The following is a 17,905-nucleotide window of genomic DNA, read 5'->3' on the forward strand; positions in this document are numbered from 1 at the left end:
GAGAACACCGCCCCCGTGGCAACCGAAGTGAAACCTCAGGCGACCCCGGGGGCCGCCCCCGGCGATCGGCGCCCGGCGCGCACTCGCCTCGCGGCGCGGGTGGGGTGCTCCGTCGCGGGCGCGCTGCTCCTCTTCCTCGCGTTCCCGCCCCTCGACTGGTGGTTCTGCGCCCCCCTCGGCGTCGCCCTGCTCACCCTCGCCCTGTACGGCACCCGCCCCCGCCGCGCGGCCTGGCTGGCCTACGTCGGCGCGTTCGCGTTCCTGCTGCCGACACTTTCGTGGGTGCGGCCGATCGGTGACGACACCTGGCTGGCGCTGGTCGCCATCGAGAGCCTCTTCTGGGCCGCCCTGGGGGTGTTGGCCTCCCTCGTGATGCGCGTGCGCCTGTGGCCGCTCTGGGTGGCCTGCCTGTGGGTCGCCCAGGAGTGGGCCAGGGGCCTGGTGCCCTTCGGCGGCTTCCCGTGGGCCAGACTCGCGTTCAGCCAGGGCGAGTCGCCGTACACGGGGCTCGCGGCCCTGGCGGGCGCGCCGCTTGTAACTTTCACGGTCGCCCTGACCGGCGCCCTGCTGTCCCTGCTGCTCGCCGGGCTTCCCGGCGCGCTGCGCCGCCCCCGTGTCGTTGCGGGGACGCTGCTCGCCGCGATAGCCCTACCCCTGCTGGGGCTCGCGGTGCCCCGGCCGGGCGACGAGGGCGGGACAGTGAAGATCGGCGTCATCCAGGGCAACGTCCCCGGCCGCGGGATGGATTTCCTGGGTGGCGAGCCGGCCGTCGTGCTGCGCAACCACGCCGACGAGACCCACCGGCTGGCCGAGGCCGTACGCGCCGGAAAGCTGCCCAAGCCCGACATCGTCGTCTGGCCGGAGAACTCCAGCGACATCGATCCCAATCGCACCGCGTTCGCGCGCGACGTGATCGACTCCGCGGCCAAGGACGTCGGCGTGCCGATCCTGACCGGGATCATCGCCCTGATCGGCGACGAGCACCGCGCGACCCGGAGCCTGATCTGGGACCCGGTAACGGGCCCCGGCGCCTACTACGACAAGCGGAACCTGGTGCCCTTCGGCGAGTTCACGCCGTTCAAGGACCTCATCCTGGCGCTGTCGGACCGGGCCAACCTCGTCGGCCGCCAGTCGATCCCGGGCGACCGCCCCGGCGCGCTGCGGATGGGCCCCGTCACGGTCGGCGCGGTGAGCTGCTACGAGGTCGCCTTCGACGGCACGGTACGCGACACGGTGGCCGCCGGAGGCAGCCCGCTGATCGTCCAGACCAACAACGCCAGCTACGCGCTGACCAACCTGCCGCCGCAGCAGCTCGCCATGTCCAAACTGCGCGCGGTCGAACACAACAGAAGTGTGATCACTACCGCTACAACGGGTATATCCGCATATGTGGACCCGGACGGTACGGTCGAGTGGCGCACGCGCGAGCTCGAACCCGCGATGAACGTCGTGACCGTCCCCGTAAGAACACGCGGCACGATTGCCACCGAAGTGGGCGCCGTTCCTGAGTGGATCCTGATACTGATGGGAGCCGGCGCGACGGCGGTGGCGCTCGTCTCACGAAAGCGAACCTCAAACGCGATCGACACGGACGTCCCGCCGGCGGCCCCGGCACGGCCGGAAGATCACGGTTACGCGAGCGAGGAGCGGTGAGCGACCCCTTGGGCATGGAGGAAGAGCTGGTGGAGCGGACTTCCGGGCGGGTGCTCGTCATCATCCCCACATACAACGAGTGCGAGAATCTCCCGATGATCGTCGGGCGTCTGCGCGCGGCGCTGCCCGACGTGCATCTGCTCATCGCCGACGACAACAGCCCCGACGGCACCGGGAAGATCGCCGACGAGCTCGCCGAGAAGGACGACCACATCCACGTGATGCACCGCCCGCGCAAGCAGGGGCTGGGCGCGGCCTACGTCGCGGGCTTCCAGTGGGGCCTGGCCGAGGGCTACGACATCCTGGTCGAGATGGATGCCGACGGCTCCCACCAGCCCGAGGAGCTGCACAAGCTGCTCGACGCGGTCGCCGAGGGCGCCGACCTGGCGATCGGCTCCCGCTGGGTGCCGGGCGGCAAGGTGGTCAACTGGCCCGCCTCCCGCGAGTTCCTGTCCCGGGGCGCCAACACCTACAGCCGTCTCATGCTCGGCATGCCGGTACGGGACGCCACCGCCGGCTTCCGCGCCTACCGGGCCGCCACGCTGGAGAAGGTGGGCCTGGAGGACGTCGAGTCCCAGGGGTACTGCTTCCAGGTGGATCTCACCCTCCGCACCGTGCGCCGGGGGCTGCGCGTGGCCGAGGTGCCGATCACGTTCGTCGAGCGCACGGCCGGCGCCAGCAAGATGAACCGGGGCATCATGACCGAGGCGTTCTGGCGGATCGCCGTCTGGGGCGTCAACGGCCTGCCCGGCCGGCTCCGCCGGAAGAGCTGAGCCCAGGAGCGCGCGCCCGGCCGCCTGTCCGGGGACGGGCCTGAGGCGGCGCTCCCCGCTCCGCCTTTCGCTCTGAGCGATATCGGAACCGCATGGGCCGACGGGGGCGTTCCTCCTAGCGGAGGTCCTGATGACACGTAGGTGGCTGCTCCCCGGCCTGTTGCTCTTCCCGGTCGTGGAGATCGTGCTGCTCATCCTGGCCGGTCGGGCGATCGGCGGCGGGCTGACGCTCATGGTGCTGCTGGTCGGCGCCGTGGCCGGGATGTGGCTGATGCGCAAGGAAGGGCGACGGGCCTGGTCCGCCCTTCAGGGGGCCGCGCAGTCGGGCCGCATGCCCGACCGCGAGCTGGGCGACTCGGCCATCGTGATGGCCGGGGGCGCGCTGCTGGCGATCCCCGGCTTCCTCAGCGACCTCGTCGGCGTCTTCCTCATCCTGCCGGTCACCCGGCCGATCGCCCGCCGCGGCCTGGCCTGGTTCTTCGCCCGCAGGGTGGGCGACATCGCCGCCCGCTCGCCGTACGGCCCGCTGTTCGACCGCATGGGCGGTCCCGGGGCGCCGGGCGGTCCCGGGCAGCAGGGCCGGGTCGTCCACGGCGAGGTGATCCACGACGACGAGCAGGAGGTCGTCGAGGGCCGGGTCGTCGTGCGGCGGCGCGACCCCCAGTAAGGGCGGCCCGGGAGCCGGCCGGGGCTTCCGCTCGGGCCGCCGGAGAATCCGGTAGCGGATGGACACTTCCCGAACCGGAGTTGACCGTCGGATGGGGAACGTCTCCCTAGCCTGGCCGAATGGCGCAGCGACTCCCCAGGCCGCTATGACGGCGGCCGGCCCCTTGTGGCGAGCAGGCGAGCGAACCGGGCCCGACACCCTCCCCGGTTCCCGACGGGCCCGAACGGCCCGCACGATCCGTACGGTCGCCCTGGCTCTGACCGGAGCGACACTGACCGGCACCACCCTGAGCGGGTGCGGTACGGCTCCCACGGATGTCACGACCAGCCCGGCGGCGGGACGCGGCGTCGTCTCCCCGTCGCCCGCACACGCGTCACCGTCCGGTTCGGCGGCCGACGCCGCCTCCGGGCCGAGAGACTCCAAACGGGCCGCCTCCAAGCGCGACATCTACGCGGCCGACCGGCCGGGGATGCTCAGCCCCGTCGTGGCCGGGTTCCCGTCCCGCGTGTACGTGCCCAACAGCGAGAGCGACAGCGTCGACGTCATCGATCCCAAGACGTACAAGGTCATCGACCACTTCCGGACCGGCCGGCTGCCACAGCACGTCGTGCCGTCGTGGGACATGAAGCGGCTGTGGGTCAACAACAACCGGGGGAACACGCTCACCCCGATCGACCCGAAGACCGGCAAGCCCGGCCGTCCGGTACCGGTGGAGGACCCGTACAACCTGTACTTCTCCCCGGACGGCCGGGAGGCGCTGGTGATGGCCGAACGGAACAACGAGCTCGACTTCCGTGATCCGCGTTCGATGCGGCTCCTGCACTCGATGCCGGTGCCCTGCCGGGGGATCAACCACGCCGACTTCACCGCCGACGGGTCGCTCTTCCTCGCGAGCTGCGAGTTCTCCGGCGACCTGGTGGTCATCGACTGGCGGCGGCGCAAGGTGACCAAGACCATCGCCCTCGGCCCGGCGAGCATGCCGCAGGACGTCAAGCTCTCCCCTGACGGCACGACCTTCTACGTGGCCGACATGGACAGGGGCGGCGTCTGGCTGGTCGACGCGGCCACCTTCAAGGTCATCAGGTTCATGCCGACCGGCGCCGGGGCGCACGGCCTGTACGTCAGCCGCGACTCGCGCGTCCTCTACGTGTCCAACAGGGGCGCGGGATCGGTGTCGGTCGTGTCCTTCAAGGAGCAGAAGCCGATCGCCACCTGGCCCATCCCGGGCGGCGGCTCACCCGACATGGGCGGGCTGTCCGCCGACGGCCGCGAGCTGTGGCTGTCCGGCCGCTACCACGGCGTCGTCTACGTCTTCGACACGGTGGCCGGGAAGCTCACGCACACGATCAACGTCGGCGCGGGGCCGCACGGGCTGTGCGTCTACCCCCAGCCGGGCCGTTACTCGCTCGGCCACACCGGGATCTTCCGATGACGTCCGGTGGGACCCCGCCTTCTCCTCTCGGGCGGCCGGATCGCCGGCTGCTCCTCCTGGCCGCGACGATGGCCCTCGCCTCCGCCTGCTCCCGCGAGGGTGAGGGCGAGGGCGCGGGCGGGGCCGGGAGCGCCGCGGAACCCGCCGCCGGCTCCCCGGCGGCCAGGACGCGGGCGAGGCCGCCCGTGGGGAAGAGCCCCGCGGCGCCCAGCCCGTCCGCGGCGCCCACCCTGTCCCGGCTGCCCGCCGAGGTGGCGCACGGGCCGCGCCAGCGCAGGATGGTCGCGCTGACCTTCCACGGCTCGGGTCCGCCCGAGCTGGCCGAGGCGGCGCTCCGGGCGATCGAGAAGGCGGGAGGGCACGCCACCGTGCTCGCCGTCGGCACCTGGCTCGACCAGTACCCGGCGATGGCCCGGCGGGTGCTCGACGGCGGCCACGACCTCGGCAACCACACCCAGAACCACCTCGACATCTCCTCGCTCGACGCGGCGTCCGCACGCCGGGAGATCGAGGAGTGCGCGGCCCGCCTGCGCGCCCTTACCGGGTCGATCGGCTCCTGGTTCCGGCCCTCCGCGGCCCGCACCGCCACGCCGCTGGTGCGCCGGCTCAGCGCTCGCGCGGGCTATCCCACCTGCCTGTCCTACGACGTCGACTCGCTCGACCACACCGATCCGGGCCCGCGCGCCGTCGTGGACAACGTGCTGCGCGCCGTACGGCCCGGCTCGGTGGTGAGCATGCACCTCGGGCACCAGGGGACGGTCGCGGCGCTGCCCCGCGTCCTGGACGGGCTGCGGGCCCGGGGCCTGCGGGCGGTCACCACGACGGAACTGCTCCACGCCTGAGCCCCGGGGCGGTCAGTCGCGGGCGACGGCGTCCAGCGCGGCGAGGGCGGCGCCCCGGGCGCCCGCCATGTCGAGGTCGTCCACCAGCGACACGACGGCCACCCGCCGCTGCTCCTCGCGCAGCAGGGTGTTCTCGCGCACCTTCTCCAGGAACCACTCCCGGAAGTGCGGCGCCGCCTCCACGACCCCGCCGCCCAGGAAGTACGCGCTGGGGTCGGTGAAGTTGGCGGCGATCGTGAAGAGCCGGCCGATCGCCTTCGCCTGCTGCCCGAAGACCTTCAGCGCCAGCGGGTCGCCGTTCTCGCCGTAGCCGCGCAGCAGCTTGGCGGCCTTCCCGGGCGGATCGACGGAGGCCAGCTCGTGGTCCGGGAACCGGGTCAGCCAGAAGGGCAGCAGGTTCTTCTCGATGCCGGTCAGGGACGCCACGCTCTCCGCGTCGCCGGTGAAGCCGCAGTTGCACTCCGGGAGCGGCTGACCGTCCTCGAGGAGGCCGTGCAGCGGGATGTGGACGTGCCCCAGCTCGCCCGCCATCCCGGCGGCTCCCTTGACCACGCGGCCGTTCTCGATGACGCCGCCGCCGAGGCCGGTGCCGACGATCGCCGAGATCGACGAGTGCTCGTGCGCCGCGGCCCCGAAGCGCATGTGATGCGCGTACAGGGCGGCGGCGTTCCCGTCGTTGTTGTAGACGACCGGGAGCGCCAGCCGCGCCTCCAGCGCTCCGCGGAAGTCGAAGCCGTGCCAGGGGGGCTCGGAGAAGTTCGTCGCCCCCTTGGACGAGATGACGCCGTCCGCGCTGGCCGGGCCCGGGGTGTCCAGCCCGACGGCGCGGACGCGGGAGCGGGCGACTCCGGCCAGCCGGAGCACGTTCTCCATCGCGTCGGCGAGGCGCTCCACCGCCACCTCGGGCCCCTCGCGCACCATGCTCGGGGTCTCCACCAGCCGGTCCACCAGGAAACGACCCGACGCGTCGAGCACGGTCGCGTTGTTGCTGGTGCCGCCGTTGTCGAGGCCGACGACGACGAACGACTCTGCATCTGCCATGCGGGAGATTCCTTTGCCTTCGCTTGTCCGTGCGAAGACTATTGCGACAACGACCGTCGAAAGAACCCCCCGCCGGGCAATCAGCTGAGCGGATAGGGCCGGTCAGCGGGCGGTCACGGGGACCCGGCCGGTCACCGACAGCTCGTCGAGGCCGGAGACGACGATGTCCGCCGAGGGGCCCGCCGGGAGGTCCACCCGCCTCCCGTCCCGGTCCACGTCGATCACCAGGCCGAAACCGCCCCGCCGGGCCGCCTCCAGGCCGGGCAGCGTGCTCTCCAGCACGGCGGTCCGCTCCGGGGGGACGCCCAGGCGGCGGGCGGCCTCGACGAACAGCGCCGGGTCGGGGCGTCCGGGGAGGCCGATCCGGGCGGCGTCCTCGCCGTCCACCACCTCGTCGAACAGGTGACGGATCGCGGCGGCGGTGAGGACGCCGCGGCAGTGCCGGCTCGCGGAGACGGCGGCGATCCGCGCGCCGCGCCGCCGCAGTTCGAGCAGCAGCGCCACGCCACCCGGATGGGCCGCCACCCCGTGCCGCCGCAGATGCGCGAGGAACAGGTCGTCCTTCTCGGCGGCGAGGGAGCGAACGCTCGGCATGCCGGGCGGGCCCTCCTCGGGCAGGCTCAGGCCGCGGGAGGCCAGGAACGTGCGGATGCCGTCGAACCGGGGCCGTCCGTCCACATGGCGGAAGTAGTCGTCGCGGATGTCGAACGGCTCGGAGCGGCCGTGCAGGAATCTGTCGAACACGTGCTTCCAGGCCGCCGCGTGCGCACGGGCGGTGTCGGTGACGACGCCGTCGGTGTCGAAGATCGCCGCGCTGATCGAGGTCAGGTCGATGGCCGCCATGACGTCGTCCCTTCCGTGCTGGATCGTGGAGTGAACACGGACCTCTCCAGTCCGGATCGGATGGGCACCCACCGGACCGTTCCATCATGGGGGACGGCTCCATGGCGGCCATGACCCACCCCACCATCTCCTGCCCTCGCCCCGGAAAGGCCGAAAGTCCGTGATCGTCGGACCGAATGTCCCGCCGTCCATGGGCCGGGTCGCCCTGGTCCGTCCGAACACGAAGGGTCAGAGTGGGAGGAAGCGGCCTTTTCGCGGGGAGGGGAACGGACGTGAGACGGTACGGCCTCGTCGCACTGCTCGTCGTCACGATCGGCGCGCTGCTCGGGGGCGGCGCCCTGTGGCTGCTCGGCGCCGTCGCCGCGGCTGACATCGCGTGGGCCGTGGGGACGCTCGCCGCGCTGCTCCCCGCCGCCTGGTGGCTGGTCTCGGCGCTGTGGCGGGGCAGGCTGGGCGTCGACGCCATCGCCGTGCTCGCCCTCGGCGGGGCGCTCGCCGTACAGGAGTACCTGGCCGGCGCGCTGATCGGCGTGATGCTCTCGACCGGCCAGATCCTGGACGACTACGCGCTGCGCCGGGCCCGCCGGGACCTGACGGCCCTGTACGAGCGCGCGCCGCGCACCGCCCGCCGCTACGAGGACGGCACACCGCACGTCATCCCCGTGGACGAGGTGCGGCTCGGCGACCTGCTGCTCGTCCCGACCGGCGAGACGGTCCCGGTGGACGGCGTCGTGCGGCGCGGGGTGGCGCTGCTCGACGAGTCGGCGCTGACGGGCGAGTCCCTGCCGGTGGAGCACCCCGAGGGGGAGAGCGTGCCCAGCGGTGTGGTCAACGCGGGCGGGGCGTTCGAGATGCGCGCGACCGTGACCGCGGCCGAGAGCACGTACACCGGCGTCGTCCGGCTGGCCCGCGAGACCGAGGCGGACAGCGCCCCGATCGTGCGCCTCGCCGACCGGTTCGCGGCCTGGTTCGTGCCCGCGACCCTCCTGGTCGCCGGGCTGGCCTGGCTGGTCTCCCGCGACCCGGTCCGCGCGGTCGCGGTGCTCGTCGTGGCCACCCCCTGCCCGCTGCTGCTCGCCGCGCCCGCCGCCATCGCGTCCGGCCTGTCCCGTACGGCACGGCACGGCGTGGTGGTGAAGGGCGGCGGGGCGCTGGAGACCCTCGGGAGGGCCCGGACGCTGGTGCTGGACAAGACCGGGACGCTCACCGTCGGCCGGCCGCAGGTGGTGGACGTCGTGCCCGCGCCCGGCCGGACCCGCGACGAGGTCCTGCGGCTGGCGGCGGCGGTGGACCAGATGTCGTCGCACGTGCTGGCCTCGGCGATCGTCCGCACCGCCCGCGAGCGGGGGCTGGAGCTCCCCGTGCCCGGTGACGTGCGGGAGGAGCCGGGCAGCGGGACCAGCGCGCTGGTCGAGGGCGCCAAGGTCCGGGTCGGCAAGGCCCGTACGGCGTCGCGGTCGGAGTGGGAGGAGACGCAGCGGGCCAGGGCGGCGCTCGACGGCGCGATGACGGTGTGGGTGAGCGTGGACGACGCGGTCGCCGGCGTGATCCTGCTGCGGGACGAGGTGCGCGGGGACGCCGGACGCACGTTGCGGCGGCTGCGCTCGGCCGGGATCGACCGGGTGGTGATGCTCACCGGCGACCGGGCCGAGGTCGCGGAGAGCGTCGCGACCGTGCTCGGCATCGACCAGGTGTTCGCCGAGCGCTCCCCGGCGGACAAGGTGGAGGGGGTCCGGGAGGAGGTGCGGCGAGCCACGACCGCGATGGTCGGCGACGGCGTCAACGACGCGCCGGCGCTCGCCGCCGCCGACGTGGGCGTGGCGATGGGCGCCCGCGGCTCCGGCGCCTCGGCCCAGGCCGCCGACGTGGTGCTCACCACCGACCGGATCGACCGGCTGGCCGACGCGATGGAGGTCGCCCGGCGCTCGCGGCGGATCGCCGTGCAGAGCGCGGGCGTGGGCATCGGGCTCTCGCTGGCGGCCATGATCGTGGCGGCGTTCGGCTTCCTGCCTCCGGCGGGCGGTGCCCTGCTGCAGGAGGGCATCGACGTCGCGGTCATCCTGAACGCGCTGCGGGCGCTCGCGCCCGGCCTGGGGGCGCGGCAGCGGGTGAGCGGCCGGACGGACGCCCTGCTGCGGCGGTTCGAGAGCGAGCACGCCGAGCTGCGCCCGCCGCTGGAGAGCATCAGGGACGTCGCCAACGCGCTCACCTCGCCGCCCGCTCCGGGCACCCTCGCCGAGCTCCGCAGGGTCCACGACTTCCTCACCGAGGACCTGCTTCCGCACGAGCACGACGAGGAGGAGCGGCTCTACCCGGCGATGGGTGAGCTGCTCGGCGATTCGGAGGCGACGGTGACGATGAGCAGGGCGCACGCCGAGATCGACCGGCTGGTCACGCGGCTCGGCCGGCACATCGAGCTCGCCGAGCCCGGCGGCCCGCACCCGGAGCAGCTCGACGACCTGCGGGCCTGCCTGTACGGGCTGTACGCCGTGCTGACCCTGCACTTCGCGCAGGAGGAGGAGGCGTACTTCTCCCTCGCGACGAGCGGCCGCGACTGATGCAGCGACCGATGCGGCGACTGATCGCTTCGCGCGATCACGGGGCGCGCGGCCCCGTCGGCACTGTCATTCGCTGATGGAGGGGCGGTTGTGCAGGGTCACCAGTGTCTGGTTCCCCTCCCCGTCCTCGATGTCCAGCGCCCACGGCGTCCCCGGGATCGACGAGGTCGTCTGGATCCTCCGGGGGTGGTTGATCGCGTGCCGCAACACCACCGGGTACTTGCCGTCACGCCCGCCGAGCCCGACAGAGAAGCAGTCGTCCTTCTCGTCGTACTCCAGGTAGGCGAGTGGGAGTTTCGCCGCCTCCGTCTGGTCGCCGAAGGTGCGGTCCAGCACCTCGACGGTGACCGAGGCGCCCTCGTAGTCCTTGGTCAGCTTCTCGAAGAAGTTGTGCCACTCCGCGCGGGGGAGGTCGGCCTGCTGCTGGGTCATGTCCTGGCTCCTTCGGCTCGCCTCACTTCATGCTGATCACCGCCTCGGGGCCGTCACATCACCCGATCGAGTAGGACTCGGTCAGAAACGGTCGGCGCTCATCACCGCCGGGAGTCGTACGCCACCCCGGGCCTTGACCCGCTTTCCGCCGAGGTCGGGCGCCGTCCCTTCCCGCGTCACCGTCAACGGGCCGAGTGCGGAGAAATACAGCCCAGCCCCACAGCGTCCACAGATCCCGCCACGTGCGCGGTGGGGTCGCGGCCCTCGCGGACCGGCGCAGGCTGCAGTCGGGCGGAGGAGCGATGGACCGCTTCGAGGGTCGCCGGGCGATACCCGAAGCGGCGATCCTTATGATCCTTTAACATTCAGGACCCTAAAGTACTAGCAGTCTAGATAAATGGAGTTATCTGGTGATCGAGTTCCATCTGGACAGCAGGTCGGGTGTGTCGCCATATCTGCAGCTGGTCCAGCAAGTACGGCATGCCCTACGACTCGGCCTGCTGCGCGAGGGCGACCAGCTGCCGACCGTCAAGGAGGTCGTGGCGCAGCTGGCGATCAACCCCAACACCGTGCTCAAGGCCTATAGGGAGCTTGAGCACGAGGGCCTGGTCGCCGCCCGGCCGGGGGTGGGGACGTTCGTGGCCGCGACCCTCGCCGGCACCTCGCTGGCGGCACTCGGCCCGCTGCGGCTGGAACTGCGGCGCTGGCTGGCCAAGGCCCGCCGGGCCGGCCTCGACGACGAAAGCATCGAGGCCCTTTTCATGACCACCTTTCGGACCGCCTCTCAGGAGGACATAGCGTGACCGCTGTCCTGCAGGCTCAGGGACTGAGCAAGAAGTACGGCAAGCGCTGGGCGCTGCGCGAGTGCACCATCGACATCCCGGCGGGCCACGTCGTCGGGTTGGTAGGCCCCAACGGAGCCGGCAAGACTACGTTGCTGAAGCTGGCCGGCGGCCAGCTCGAACCGACGGCGGGCGACATCTCGGTGCTCGGCGGCCGGCCCGGGGGCACACCCGCGCAACTGGCCAGGGTCGGGTTCGTCGCCCAGGACACCCCCGTCTACGCCGGGCTGACCGTCGCCGAACACCTGCGATTAGGCGCCCGGCTCAACCCCCGCTGGGACGCCGATATGGCGCGGGAACGGATCAGGCGGGTCGGTCTCGTCCCCACCCACCGGGCGGGCAAGCTGTCCGGCGGCCAGCGCGCCCAGCTCGCCCTCACCCTGGGCCTGGCCAAACGGCCCGAGCTGCTGATCCTGGACGAGCCGGTCGCCTCGCTCGATCCGCTGGCCCGTCGCGAGTTCATGCAGGGGCTGATGGAAGCCACGGTCGAGCACGAGTTCAGCGTGGTGCTCTCCTCCCACCTGGTCTCCGACCTGGAACGGGTCTGCGACTTCCTGATCGTGCTCGCCGAATCCCGCGTCCAGGTGGCCGGGGAGGTCGACAAGCTGCTGGCCACCCACCACCGGCTCACCGGCCCGCGCCGCGATCCCGACCGGCTGCCCGCCGACCAGCAGGTGGTCTCCGCACGCCACACCGACCGGCAGAGCACGTTCGTGATCCGTACCGACGCCCCGATCCACGACCCCGCCTGGACGGTCACCCAGCTCAGCCTCGAGGACCTCGTCCTGGCCTACATGGACAAGCGCACCGCCGAGAACCGGCGAGTCACGCTGGAGGTGCAGCGATGATCTGGCTGACCTGGCGCCAGTTCCGCGTCTCGGCCGCGTCGATGGCCGCCGTACTCATCATTCTCGCCGTCGTCCTGGCCCTGACCGGCCCCGGCTTGGCCTCCGACTACTCCGCCGGGATCGCAGCCTGCACCCAGGACGACACCTGCGACCGCTTCTACGACCACTTCTTCGGCGGGCACGAGACCCCGTTCATGGCCCTGACTCTCGTCGTGCTGCTCCTGCCCGCCCTCGCCGGGCTCTTCTGGGGAGCACCGTTGATCACCCGCGAGCTGGAGGCGGGCACGCACCTGATGGTGTGGAACCAGAGCGTCACCCGCGGCCGCTGGCTGGCGGTCAAGCTCGGGCTCATGGGCTTGACCGCCATGGCCGTCGCCGGCCTGTGCGGCCTCATGGTGACCTGGTGGTCCGATCCTCTGGACAAATCAGCCGCTGAGAACTTGGCCCTGATGGCTCCCCTGGTGTTCGGTGCGCGCGGCATCGCCCCGATGGGGTACGCGGCCTTCACCTTCATCCTCGGCGTGACCGTGGGCATGCTGGTGCGCCGCACGCTGCCCGCCATGGCCCTCACGCTGGCCGTCTTCGCCGCGTTCCAACTTGCCATGCCGCTGCTGGTCCGGCCCCACCTGATGCCCCCGATCACTTCGACCTTTGAGCTCGGCAAGACGAACGTGGAGAGCATCGGCATAAACCGGGACCGAGGTGGATATGTGGAGATTCGCCTGAGGTCGGCCGTTCCCGGTCACGCGGGCGCCTGGGTCCTGTCCGCCAACCTGGTCGATCCATCCGGGCGTGCGATCGGCACCGATGGCGGCTTCGCCACCGCCCAGGTCTCCACCACGTCGGGCCCCTGCGCACCGTCGGCGGGCGCCGGGGACAGCTGCGCGGTCGAGATCAACCGGCTCGGCTACCGGCAGCAGGTGACCTACCAGCCCCTTGAGCGCTTCTGGCCCTTCCAGTGGATCGAGACCGGGATCTACGCCCTGCTCGCCCTCGGCCTCACGTGGTTCTGCTTCTGGTGGATCCGCAGGCGCCTGTCATGACCGCCATCAGGACCGCTACCGCCGGGCTCGCCCTCCTGCTGGCCGCGGCCTGCGCGGCGCCGACGGCGCCGCGCGGCCAGGCGAGCACGGCAGCCAGTACAGTCTGCGCGCCGCCCCAAGGGCCCCCGGGGGCGGAGACGGCCACCACGATCGACGTCGTCGAGCAGGCGTACTTCTGCGTACTCGGCAACTACTACAGCGGCGCCACGCTGGACGACCGCTCGCTGCTGACCGCCGGATTCGTCGCCCTGACCCAGGAGCTCAACCGCAAGGGGCGCGACGTGCCCGAGGCCACCATGCCGGCGCTGACCGGTGACCGGAAGGCCGACTGGGCCGCTTTCGAGGCCGTCTACCGGAAGATCACCGATCAGGTGCCGGACCTGCGCGACCGGCTGGCCGTCGTCACTCTCGAGGGCATCGTGGCCGACCTCGGCGACAACCACGCCTCCTGGGCGCACGACATCAAGCAATCGCCCGACTACTACGACGGTGACGGCTACGGCCTGGGTCTTCAGGCGAACATCAACGGCCCCCAGGTGCTCGGCAACCCCGGCGCCGCCCTTCCCCCGCTGTTCGTCACCACGGTGGAGGGCGGCGCGGCGCAGGCCGCCGGAGTGCGCCCGGGCGACATCATCGAATCGATCAACGGATCGGCGCCCTTCATCGACGCCAAGCCCACCCCCGCGATCGCCGCCCTCTACCCGCAGTACCCGCAAGCGCGCCCGGTCCGGCTGCGGCTCCTGCGGCAGAGCACCGGCCGCCGCTGGAGCGTGACGCTCAAGCCCGGCCTGTTCCAGCGGGATCTGGCCGCCCTGCAAGTGGTGCAGTCGAAGCTCCTGGACGACAGCATCGCCTATGTACGGATGCGCGGGTTCGCTCCCGACTCTGCGGACAGGGTTCTCCAGGCGATCTCCAGGCTGCGCACCGGCCGGACGCTCACCGGCGTCGTGCTGGACCTGCGCGGCAACGGCGGCGGCAGCCCCACGGAGGCGATCCGGCTGCTGAGCGCGTTCGTCCACGGCAAGGCCACCGCCTACCTGTGCACCGTGGACGGCACGTGCGAAGCCTTGCGGACCGACGACACCGTCGAACTGCTCGACCTGCCGCTGATGGTGCTCACCGACCGCAGCTGCGCCTCGGCGTGCGAGCACTTCAGCTCCGCGGTCCAGGACCTGCGGATCGGCCAGTTGGTCGGCACCAGAACCGCCGGCGTCGTCTCCGGCCCGGCGCAGGGGTACCTGCTCAGCAACAACACCATGCTGGGCTTCCCCACCAGGCACCACCTGGGGCCCGATCGCGAGGTGATCGACCGGATCGGCGTGCCCCCCGACCACTATGTGCCCCTGACCCCGAAGGACGCGGCCGCCGGGCGCGACCCCGCCCTGGCCAAGGCCCTTACCTTGCTGAACAAGTGAATGGACCTCTCCATGAGACAGATCCTGGCGGTCACCGCGGGACTGGTCGTCCTGGCCGCGTCCGCCTGCTCCGCACCCACGCCGCCCCGCTCCGCCGTCCCGTCGGCCACGCCGACCGGCCCCGCCACCCTGCCCGCACCCACCGGCGCCCATCCGGTCGGCACCACCGCCCTGCATATGAAGGACACCTCCCGTCCCGATCCCTGGAACCTCGACGTCGACGCCAGGGAGCTCAAGGTCACCCTGTGGTACCCGACCAAGCAGCGCGACGGGCAGAAGGCGCCGTACATGTCGCCGGAAGAGTCGGAGCTCGTCCTGAGGGGGTGGGGGATCGGCGGCGTGCCGGACGACACGCTGAGCAAGACTCGAACCAACGCCGTCAAAGACGCGAAACCCTCGGGGCGCAAGCTGCCGCTGGTGGTGCTCTCTCCCGGCTTCACCAGGCCGATGAGCACGCTCACGTCCCTGGCCGAGGATCTGGCCAGCCGAGGGTACGTGGTGGCCGGAATCGACCACACCTACGAAAGCTACGCCACGACCCTGGCTGACGGGCAGGTCGCCGAATGCCTCGCGTGCGACAGCGACACCGACCCGGGCTTCGGCACCGGGGTGGTGACGGGCCGGGCGGCCGACGTCTCCTTCGTGCTCGACCAGCTGACGACGAAGTGGGACGGTGCCGGCCTGATCGACCGCTCCAAAATCGCGATGGCGGGCCAGTCGATCGGCGGGGCCGGCGCCATGGCGGCCATGATCAAGGACTCTCGGCTCCGCGCCGGGATCGACATGGACGGCACCACCTACGCCCGGATCCCCAAGAACGGGTTCTCCCGGCCGTTCATGTTCCTGGGCTCTGCGCAGCACGTCCCCGGCGGCGCCGCCCCCACGTGGGACCGCGACTGGAAGCTATTGACCGGGTGGAAGCGCTGGATCGTGCTGACGGGCGCCGAACACCAGTCCTTCACCGACGGCCCGCTGCTGGCGGAGGCCCTCGGCATCAAGCCCGCCTACGGCGTTCTGCCCGCGGCGCGCGCCGCCGAGCTCACCCGCACCTACGTGGCAGCCTTCCTCGACCAACACCTGAAGTCCAAGCGGCAGCCCCTCCTGGACAAGCCGTCATCACGCTACCCCGAGGTCGAATTCTGCCCCGCGACCTGCGGTCAGTCCTGAGGCCCGGCGGCGCCCTCTGCGCGAGTCGTCCGCCGGCCGAACGGCTTGGCTACCCTGATCCAGGGGCCGGGCAGTCCCGGCGCAGGGCGACGGGAGGGGCGTAGATGGCGGGCAGTCGAGCGTTGCGTATGGGGGCGATCCTGGCCGGGGCGGCGGCCGTCGCCGCGGCCGGATGGGCGCTGAGAGAGGTCCCGGCGGCGCTCGGCGGCAGACCCTCGGGCCAGCGGGCCGCGCGGATGCGCCGCTCGCCGCACTTCACCGGCGCCGCCTTCGCCAACTCCTCGCCCGTCGTGGTCGCCACGCCGGGGCAGGGCGGCCGGCTGCTGCGCGACATGATGGCGAGCGGGCCGCGGCGCAAACCGGCCGGGCCGGTGCCGGTGCTCGTCCCGTCCGCCGCCGCCGAGTCCGATCTGGACATCGTCTGGTACGGCCACGCCACGACCCTCGTCGAGATCGAGGGGCGTCGCGTGCTGTTCGACCCCGTGTGGAGCGACCGGTGCTCGCCGGCGCCCCTGGCCGGCCCGAAGCGGTTGCACCCGCCGCCCGTGCCGGCCGAGGAGCTCCCGCCGCTGGACGCCATCGTGATCTCGCATGACCACTACGACCACCTCGACATGGCGACGGTCCGTACGCTGACCAGGACCCAGGTGGCGCCCTTCCTCGTGCCGCTCGGAGTGGGCGCGCACCTCGACCGGTGGGGCGTGCCCGCGAATCGGATCGTCGAGCTCGACTGGGACGAGACCTTCACGATCGCCGGGCTGGGCGTCACCCTCACCGAGGCCCGCCACTTCTCCGGCCGCGCCTTCTCCCGCAACCCGACCCTCTGGGGTTCGTGGGTGCTGGCCGGGGAGCGCCGCAAGGTCTTCTACACCGGCGACAGCGGCTACTTCGACGGCTACGCCCGGCTCGGCGCGCAGTACGGGCCGTTCGACGTGACGCTCATGCAGATCGGCGCGTACAGCCCGAGCTGGCCCGACATCCACATGACGCCGGAGGAGGCGGTCGAGGCCCACCTCGCCCTCGGCGGGGACCTGCTCGTGCCGGTCCACTGGGCCACCTTCGTCCTTGCCTTCCACGGCTGGGCGGAGCCGGTCGACCGGCTGTGGCGTGAGGCGAAGGACCGCGGCCTGCGGATCGCCGTCCCCCGGCCGGGGGAGCGGATCAGCGTGGACCGGCCGCCCGCGGTCGACGCCTGGTGGCAGGCGGTCGGCTGACCCGTCCGTACGCGCCCGGGGGGTCGGCGGCGGCCGTCACGGCAGGGTGAGCACCCTGGGGCCGTTCTCGGTGACGGCCACGGTGTGCTCCACGTGGGCGGCCCGGCTGCGGTCCACGCTCTGCAGCGTCCACCCGTCCGGGGCGACGCGGTACTGGTCCCGGCCGCCGGAGATGAACATCGGCTCGATGGCCAGCACCATGCCCGGCCGCAGCACCATGCCGCGTCCCGGCCGGGCCTCGTTGGGGACGTGCGGGTCCTCGTGCATGTGCCGGCCGACGCCGTGGCCGCCGAAGTCGGAGAGGATGCCGTATCCGGCGGCCCGTCCCACGGTGGCGACGGCGTGGCCGATGTCGCCCAGCCGCGCGCCCGGCACGGCGGCCGCGATCGCCGCGTCCAGCGCGGCCTGGGTCGTCCGGATGAGGGCCAGGTCGGCGGCGGAGGCGGTGGGATCGGACTGTCCGACGACGATGCTGACGGCCGCGTCCCCGGCCCAGCCGTCCAGGTAGGCGCCGCAGTCCACGCTCAGCAGGTCGCCCTCGCGCAGGCGGTAGCCGTCCGGGATGCCGTGCACGACGCTGTCGTTCACCGACGTGCAGATCATCGCCGGGAACGGGGTCGGCGCGAAGTGCGGCTTGTAGTTGAGGAAGGCGGATGTGGCGCCCGACTCGTGGATGACCGTGGTGGCGGCCTCGTCCAGATCCTTCAGCGCCGCTCCGGGCACCGCCAGCTCCCGTGCCGCGGCCAGCGCGCGGGCGACCACCCTGCCCGCCTCGCGCATCACGGTCAGTTCTCCCTCGGTCTTGATCTCGACCATGCGACCCTCCCAGTTTTCGAATAACAATACCGGTATTGTTATCACGCTTGCTAGGATCTGCGCATGGTGCGACCGCCGCTGACCGAGCTTGATCACGAACGAGGCAACCGCCTGGGCACCCTGCTGCGGCAGGCGCGGGCCGAGCGGAGCATTGTGGAGGTGGCCGCCGCCGCCGGCCTGTCCCCGGAGACGCTGCGCAAGATCGAGACCGGTCGGGTGCCGACGCCGGCCTTCTTCACCATCGCGGCGCTCGCCGCCGTCCTGAACGTCTCCCTGGACGTGCTCGCCGAGGTCTGCGCCCAGGACCGCGCCGCCTGAG

The 17,905-nt window shown here is 72.2% G+C and carries 17 protein-coding genes; 13 read left to right on the top strand and 4 right to left on the bottom strand.

The genetic code is table 11. The annotated features are described in order from the left end of the window. Positions 1–15: 15 nt before the first annotated feature. The 5 genes from lnt to ACQP1V_RS15685 all read left to right on the top strand — a co-directional run bounded on the left by lnt (position 16) and on the right by ACQP1V_RS15685 (position 5,367). Entirely contained in the window at positions 16–1,653 is a 1,638-nt protein-coding gene (gene lnt, locus ACQP1V_RS15665) for an apolipoprotein N-acyltransferase (RefSeq protein WP_433423405.1), read from the top strand. Next, positions 1,650–2,426: a polyprenol monophosphomannose synthase gene (locus ACQP1V_RS15670; protein WP_433224991.1), complete on the top strand. Its 777-nt coding sequence runs from the start codon at positions 1,650–1,652 to the stop codon at positions 2,424–2,426. Before lnt ends, ACQP1V_RS15670 begins: the two co-directional genes overlap by 4 nt. Before the next feature lie 130 nt (positions 2,427–2,556). Further along, complete coding sequence (locus ACQP1V_RS15675) at positions 2,557–3,093, top strand: FxsA family protein (protein ID WP_433423408.1); 537 nt, start codon at positions 2,557–2,559, stop codon at positions 3,091–3,093. A 145-nt stretch (positions 3,094–3,238) separates the two neighbouring features. Then, positions 3,239–4,525 carry a hypothetical protein gene (locus ACQP1V_RS15680; protein ID WP_433423410.1) on the top strand — a complete coding sequence of 429 codons (1,287 nt, stop codon included), beginning with the start codon at positions 3,239–3,241 and terminating at the stop codon, positions 4,523–4,525. After that, positions 4,522–5,367: a polysaccharide deacetylase family protein gene (locus tag ACQP1V_RS15685; protein WP_433423412.1), complete on the top strand. Its 846-nt coding sequence runs from the start codon at positions 4,522–4,524 to the stop codon at positions 5,365–5,367. Before ACQP1V_RS15680 ends, ACQP1V_RS15685 begins: the two co-directional genes overlap by 4 nt. A 12-nt stretch (positions 5,368–5,379) precedes the next feature. Here ACQP1V_RS15685 and ACQP1V_RS15690 read toward each other — a convergent pair whose 3' ends face one another. Together ACQP1V_RS15690 and ACQP1V_RS15695 are read right to left on the bottom strand one after the other, a co-directional pair. Continuing rightward, positions 5,380–6,408, bottom strand: coding sequence for an ROK family protein (locus ACQP1V_RS15690; RefSeq protein WP_433423415.1), 1,029 nt, complete (start codon positions 6,406–6,408; stop codon positions 5,380–5,382). Positions 6,409–6,510: 102 nt separating this feature from the next. Beyond that, positions 6,511–7,251: an HAD family hydrolase gene (locus tag ACQP1V_RS15695; RefSeq protein WP_387411177.1), complete on the bottom strand. Its 741-nt coding sequence runs from the start codon at positions 7,249–7,251 to the stop codon at positions 6,511–6,513. Positions 7,252–7,523: 272 nt separating this feature from the next. On the opposite strand from ACQP1V_RS15695, the gene ACQP1V_RS15700 reads away from it, so the two are divergent. Then, complete coding sequence (locus ACQP1V_RS15700; RefSeq protein WP_433423418.1) at positions 7,524–9,809, top strand: heavy metal translocating P-type ATPase; 2,286 nt, start codon at positions 7,524–7,526, stop codon at positions 9,807–9,809. Positions 9,810–9,875: 66 nt separating this feature from the next. Here ACQP1V_RS15700 and ACQP1V_RS15705 read toward each other — a convergent pair whose 3' ends face one another. Then, on the bottom strand, positions 9,876–10,241 hold the full coding sequence (locus tag ACQP1V_RS15705) for a DUF5335 family protein (RefSeq protein WP_387411180.1): 366 nt from the start codon (positions 10,239–10,241) through the stop codon (positions 9,876–9,878). Positions 10,242–10,651: 410 nt separating this feature from the next. Between ACQP1V_RS15705 and ACQP1V_RS15710 the strand changes: the two genes are divergently transcribed. From ACQP1V_RS15710 to ACQP1V_RS15735, 6 genes are all read left to right on the top strand, one after another. Further along, complete coding sequence (locus ACQP1V_RS15710; protein ID WP_433423422.1) at positions 10,652–11,044, top strand: GntR family transcriptional regulator; 393 nt, start codon at positions 10,652–10,654, stop codon at positions 11,042–11,044. Then, positions 11,041–11,931 carry an ABC transporter ATP-binding protein gene (locus ACQP1V_RS15715; protein WP_433423424.1) on the top strand — a complete coding sequence of 297 codons (891 nt, stop codon included), beginning with the start codon at positions 11,041–11,043 and terminating at the stop codon, positions 11,929–11,931. The genes ACQP1V_RS15710 and ACQP1V_RS15715 overlap by 4 nt, the downstream gene beginning before the upstream one ends. Beyond that, positions 11,928–12,974 (top strand): ABC transporter permease, encoded by a 1,047-nt coding sequence (locus ACQP1V_RS15720; RefSeq protein WP_433423427.1) that lies wholly within the window; start codon positions 11,928–11,930, stop codon positions 12,972–12,974. The genes ACQP1V_RS15715 and ACQP1V_RS15720 overlap by 4 nt, the downstream gene beginning before the upstream one ends. Continuing rightward, the gene (locus ACQP1V_RS15725) at positions 12,971–14,389 is read left to right on the top strand and encodes a S41 family peptidase (RefSeq protein WP_433423430.1); all 1,419 of its coding nucleotides are present in this window, start codon (positions 12,971–12,973) and stop codon (positions 14,387–14,389) included. The genes ACQP1V_RS15720 and ACQP1V_RS15725 overlap by 4 nt, the downstream gene beginning before the upstream one ends. Before the next feature lie 12 nt (positions 14,390–14,401). Continuing rightward, a complete protein-coding gene (locus tag ACQP1V_RS15730; protein WP_433423432.1) occupies positions 14,402–15,556 on the top strand; it encodes an alpha/beta hydrolase family protein in 1,155 nt (384 codons plus the stop codon). A gap of 104 nt (positions 15,557–15,660) precedes the next feature. Continuing rightward, positions 15,661–16,770, top strand: coding sequence for an MBL fold metallo-hydrolase (locus ACQP1V_RS15735; protein ID WP_433423435.1), 1,110 nt, complete (start codon positions 15,661–15,663; stop codon positions 16,768–16,770). A gap of 36 nt (positions 16,771–16,806) precedes the next feature. Here ACQP1V_RS15735 and map read toward each other — a convergent pair whose 3' ends face one another. Further along, positions 16,807–17,586 carry a type I methionyl aminopeptidase gene (gene map, locus ACQP1V_RS15740; protein ID WP_433423437.1) on the bottom strand — a complete coding sequence of 260 codons (780 nt, stop codon included), beginning with the start codon at positions 17,584–17,586 and terminating at the stop codon, positions 16,807–16,809. Between the two features lie 63 nt (positions 17,587–17,649). Here map and ACQP1V_RS15745 point away from each other — a divergent pair, with 63 nt between their 5' ends. After that, positions 17,650–17,904, top strand: a complete 255-nt coding sequence (locus ACQP1V_RS15745; protein ID WP_433423439.1) for a helix-turn-helix domain-containing protein — start codon at positions 17,650–17,652, stop codon at positions 17,902–17,904. The last annotated feature ends 1 nt before the right edge of the window (position 17,905 follow it).

The organism is Microtetraspora malaysiensis (genome assembly GCF_050947145.1).
GTDB classification, from domain to species: domain Bacteria; phylum Actinomycetota; class Actinomycetes; order Streptosporangiales; family Streptosporangiaceae; genus Microtetraspora_A; species Microtetraspora_A malaysiensis.

Excerpts from the sequence above, each read along its gene's own strand:
- ACQP1V_RS15680 (WP_433423410.1), top strand. The coding sequence starts at position 3,239 with ATGACGGCGGCCGGCCCCTTGTGGCGAGCAGGCGAGCGAACCGGGCCC.
- ACQP1V_RS15690 (WP_433423415.1), bottom strand. The coding sequence starts at position 6,408 with ATGGCAGATGCAGAGTCGTTCGTCGTCGTCGGCCTCGACAACGGCGGC.
- ACQP1V_RS15695 (WP_387411177.1), bottom strand. The coding sequence starts at position 7,251 with ATGGCGGCCATCGACCTGACCTCGATCAGCGCGGCGATCTTCGACACC.
- ACQP1V_RS15720 (WP_433423427.1), top strand. The coding sequence starts at position 11,928 with ATGATCTGGCTGACCTGGCGCCAGTTCCGCGTCTCGGCCGCGTCGATG.
- ACQP1V_RS15705 (WP_387411180.1), bottom strand. The coding sequence starts at position 10,241 with ATGACCCAGCAGCAGGCCGACCTCCCCCGCGCGGAGTGGCACAACTTC.
- ACQP1V_RS15730 (WP_433423432.1), top strand. The coding sequence starts at position 14,402 with ATGAGACAGATCCTGGCGGTCACCGCGGGACTGGTCGTCCTGGCCGCG.
- ACQP1V_RS15675 (WP_433423408.1), top strand. The coding sequence starts at position 2,557 with ATGACACGTAGGTGGCTGCTCCCCGGCCTGTTGCTCTTCCCGGTCGTG.
- ACQP1V_RS15745 (WP_433423439.1), top strand. The coding sequence starts at position 17,650 with ATGGTGCGACCGCCGCTGACCGAGCTTGATCACGAACGAGGCAACCGC.
- map (WP_433423437.1), bottom strand. The coding sequence starts at position 17,586 with ATGGTCGAGATCAAGACCGAGGGAGAACTGACCGTGATGCGCGAGGCG.
- ACQP1V_RS15725 (WP_433423430.1), top strand. The coding sequence starts at position 12,971 with ATGACCGCCATCAGGACCGCTACCGCCGGGCTCGCCCTCCTGCTGGCC.
- ACQP1V_RS15735 (WP_433423435.1), top strand. The coding sequence starts at position 15,661 with ATGGCGGGCAGTCGAGCGTTGCGTATGGGGGCGATCCTGGCCGGGGCG.
- ACQP1V_RS15685 (WP_433423412.1), top strand. The coding sequence starts at position 4,522 with ATGACGTCCGGTGGGACCCCGCCTTCTCCTCTCGGGCGGCCGGATCGC.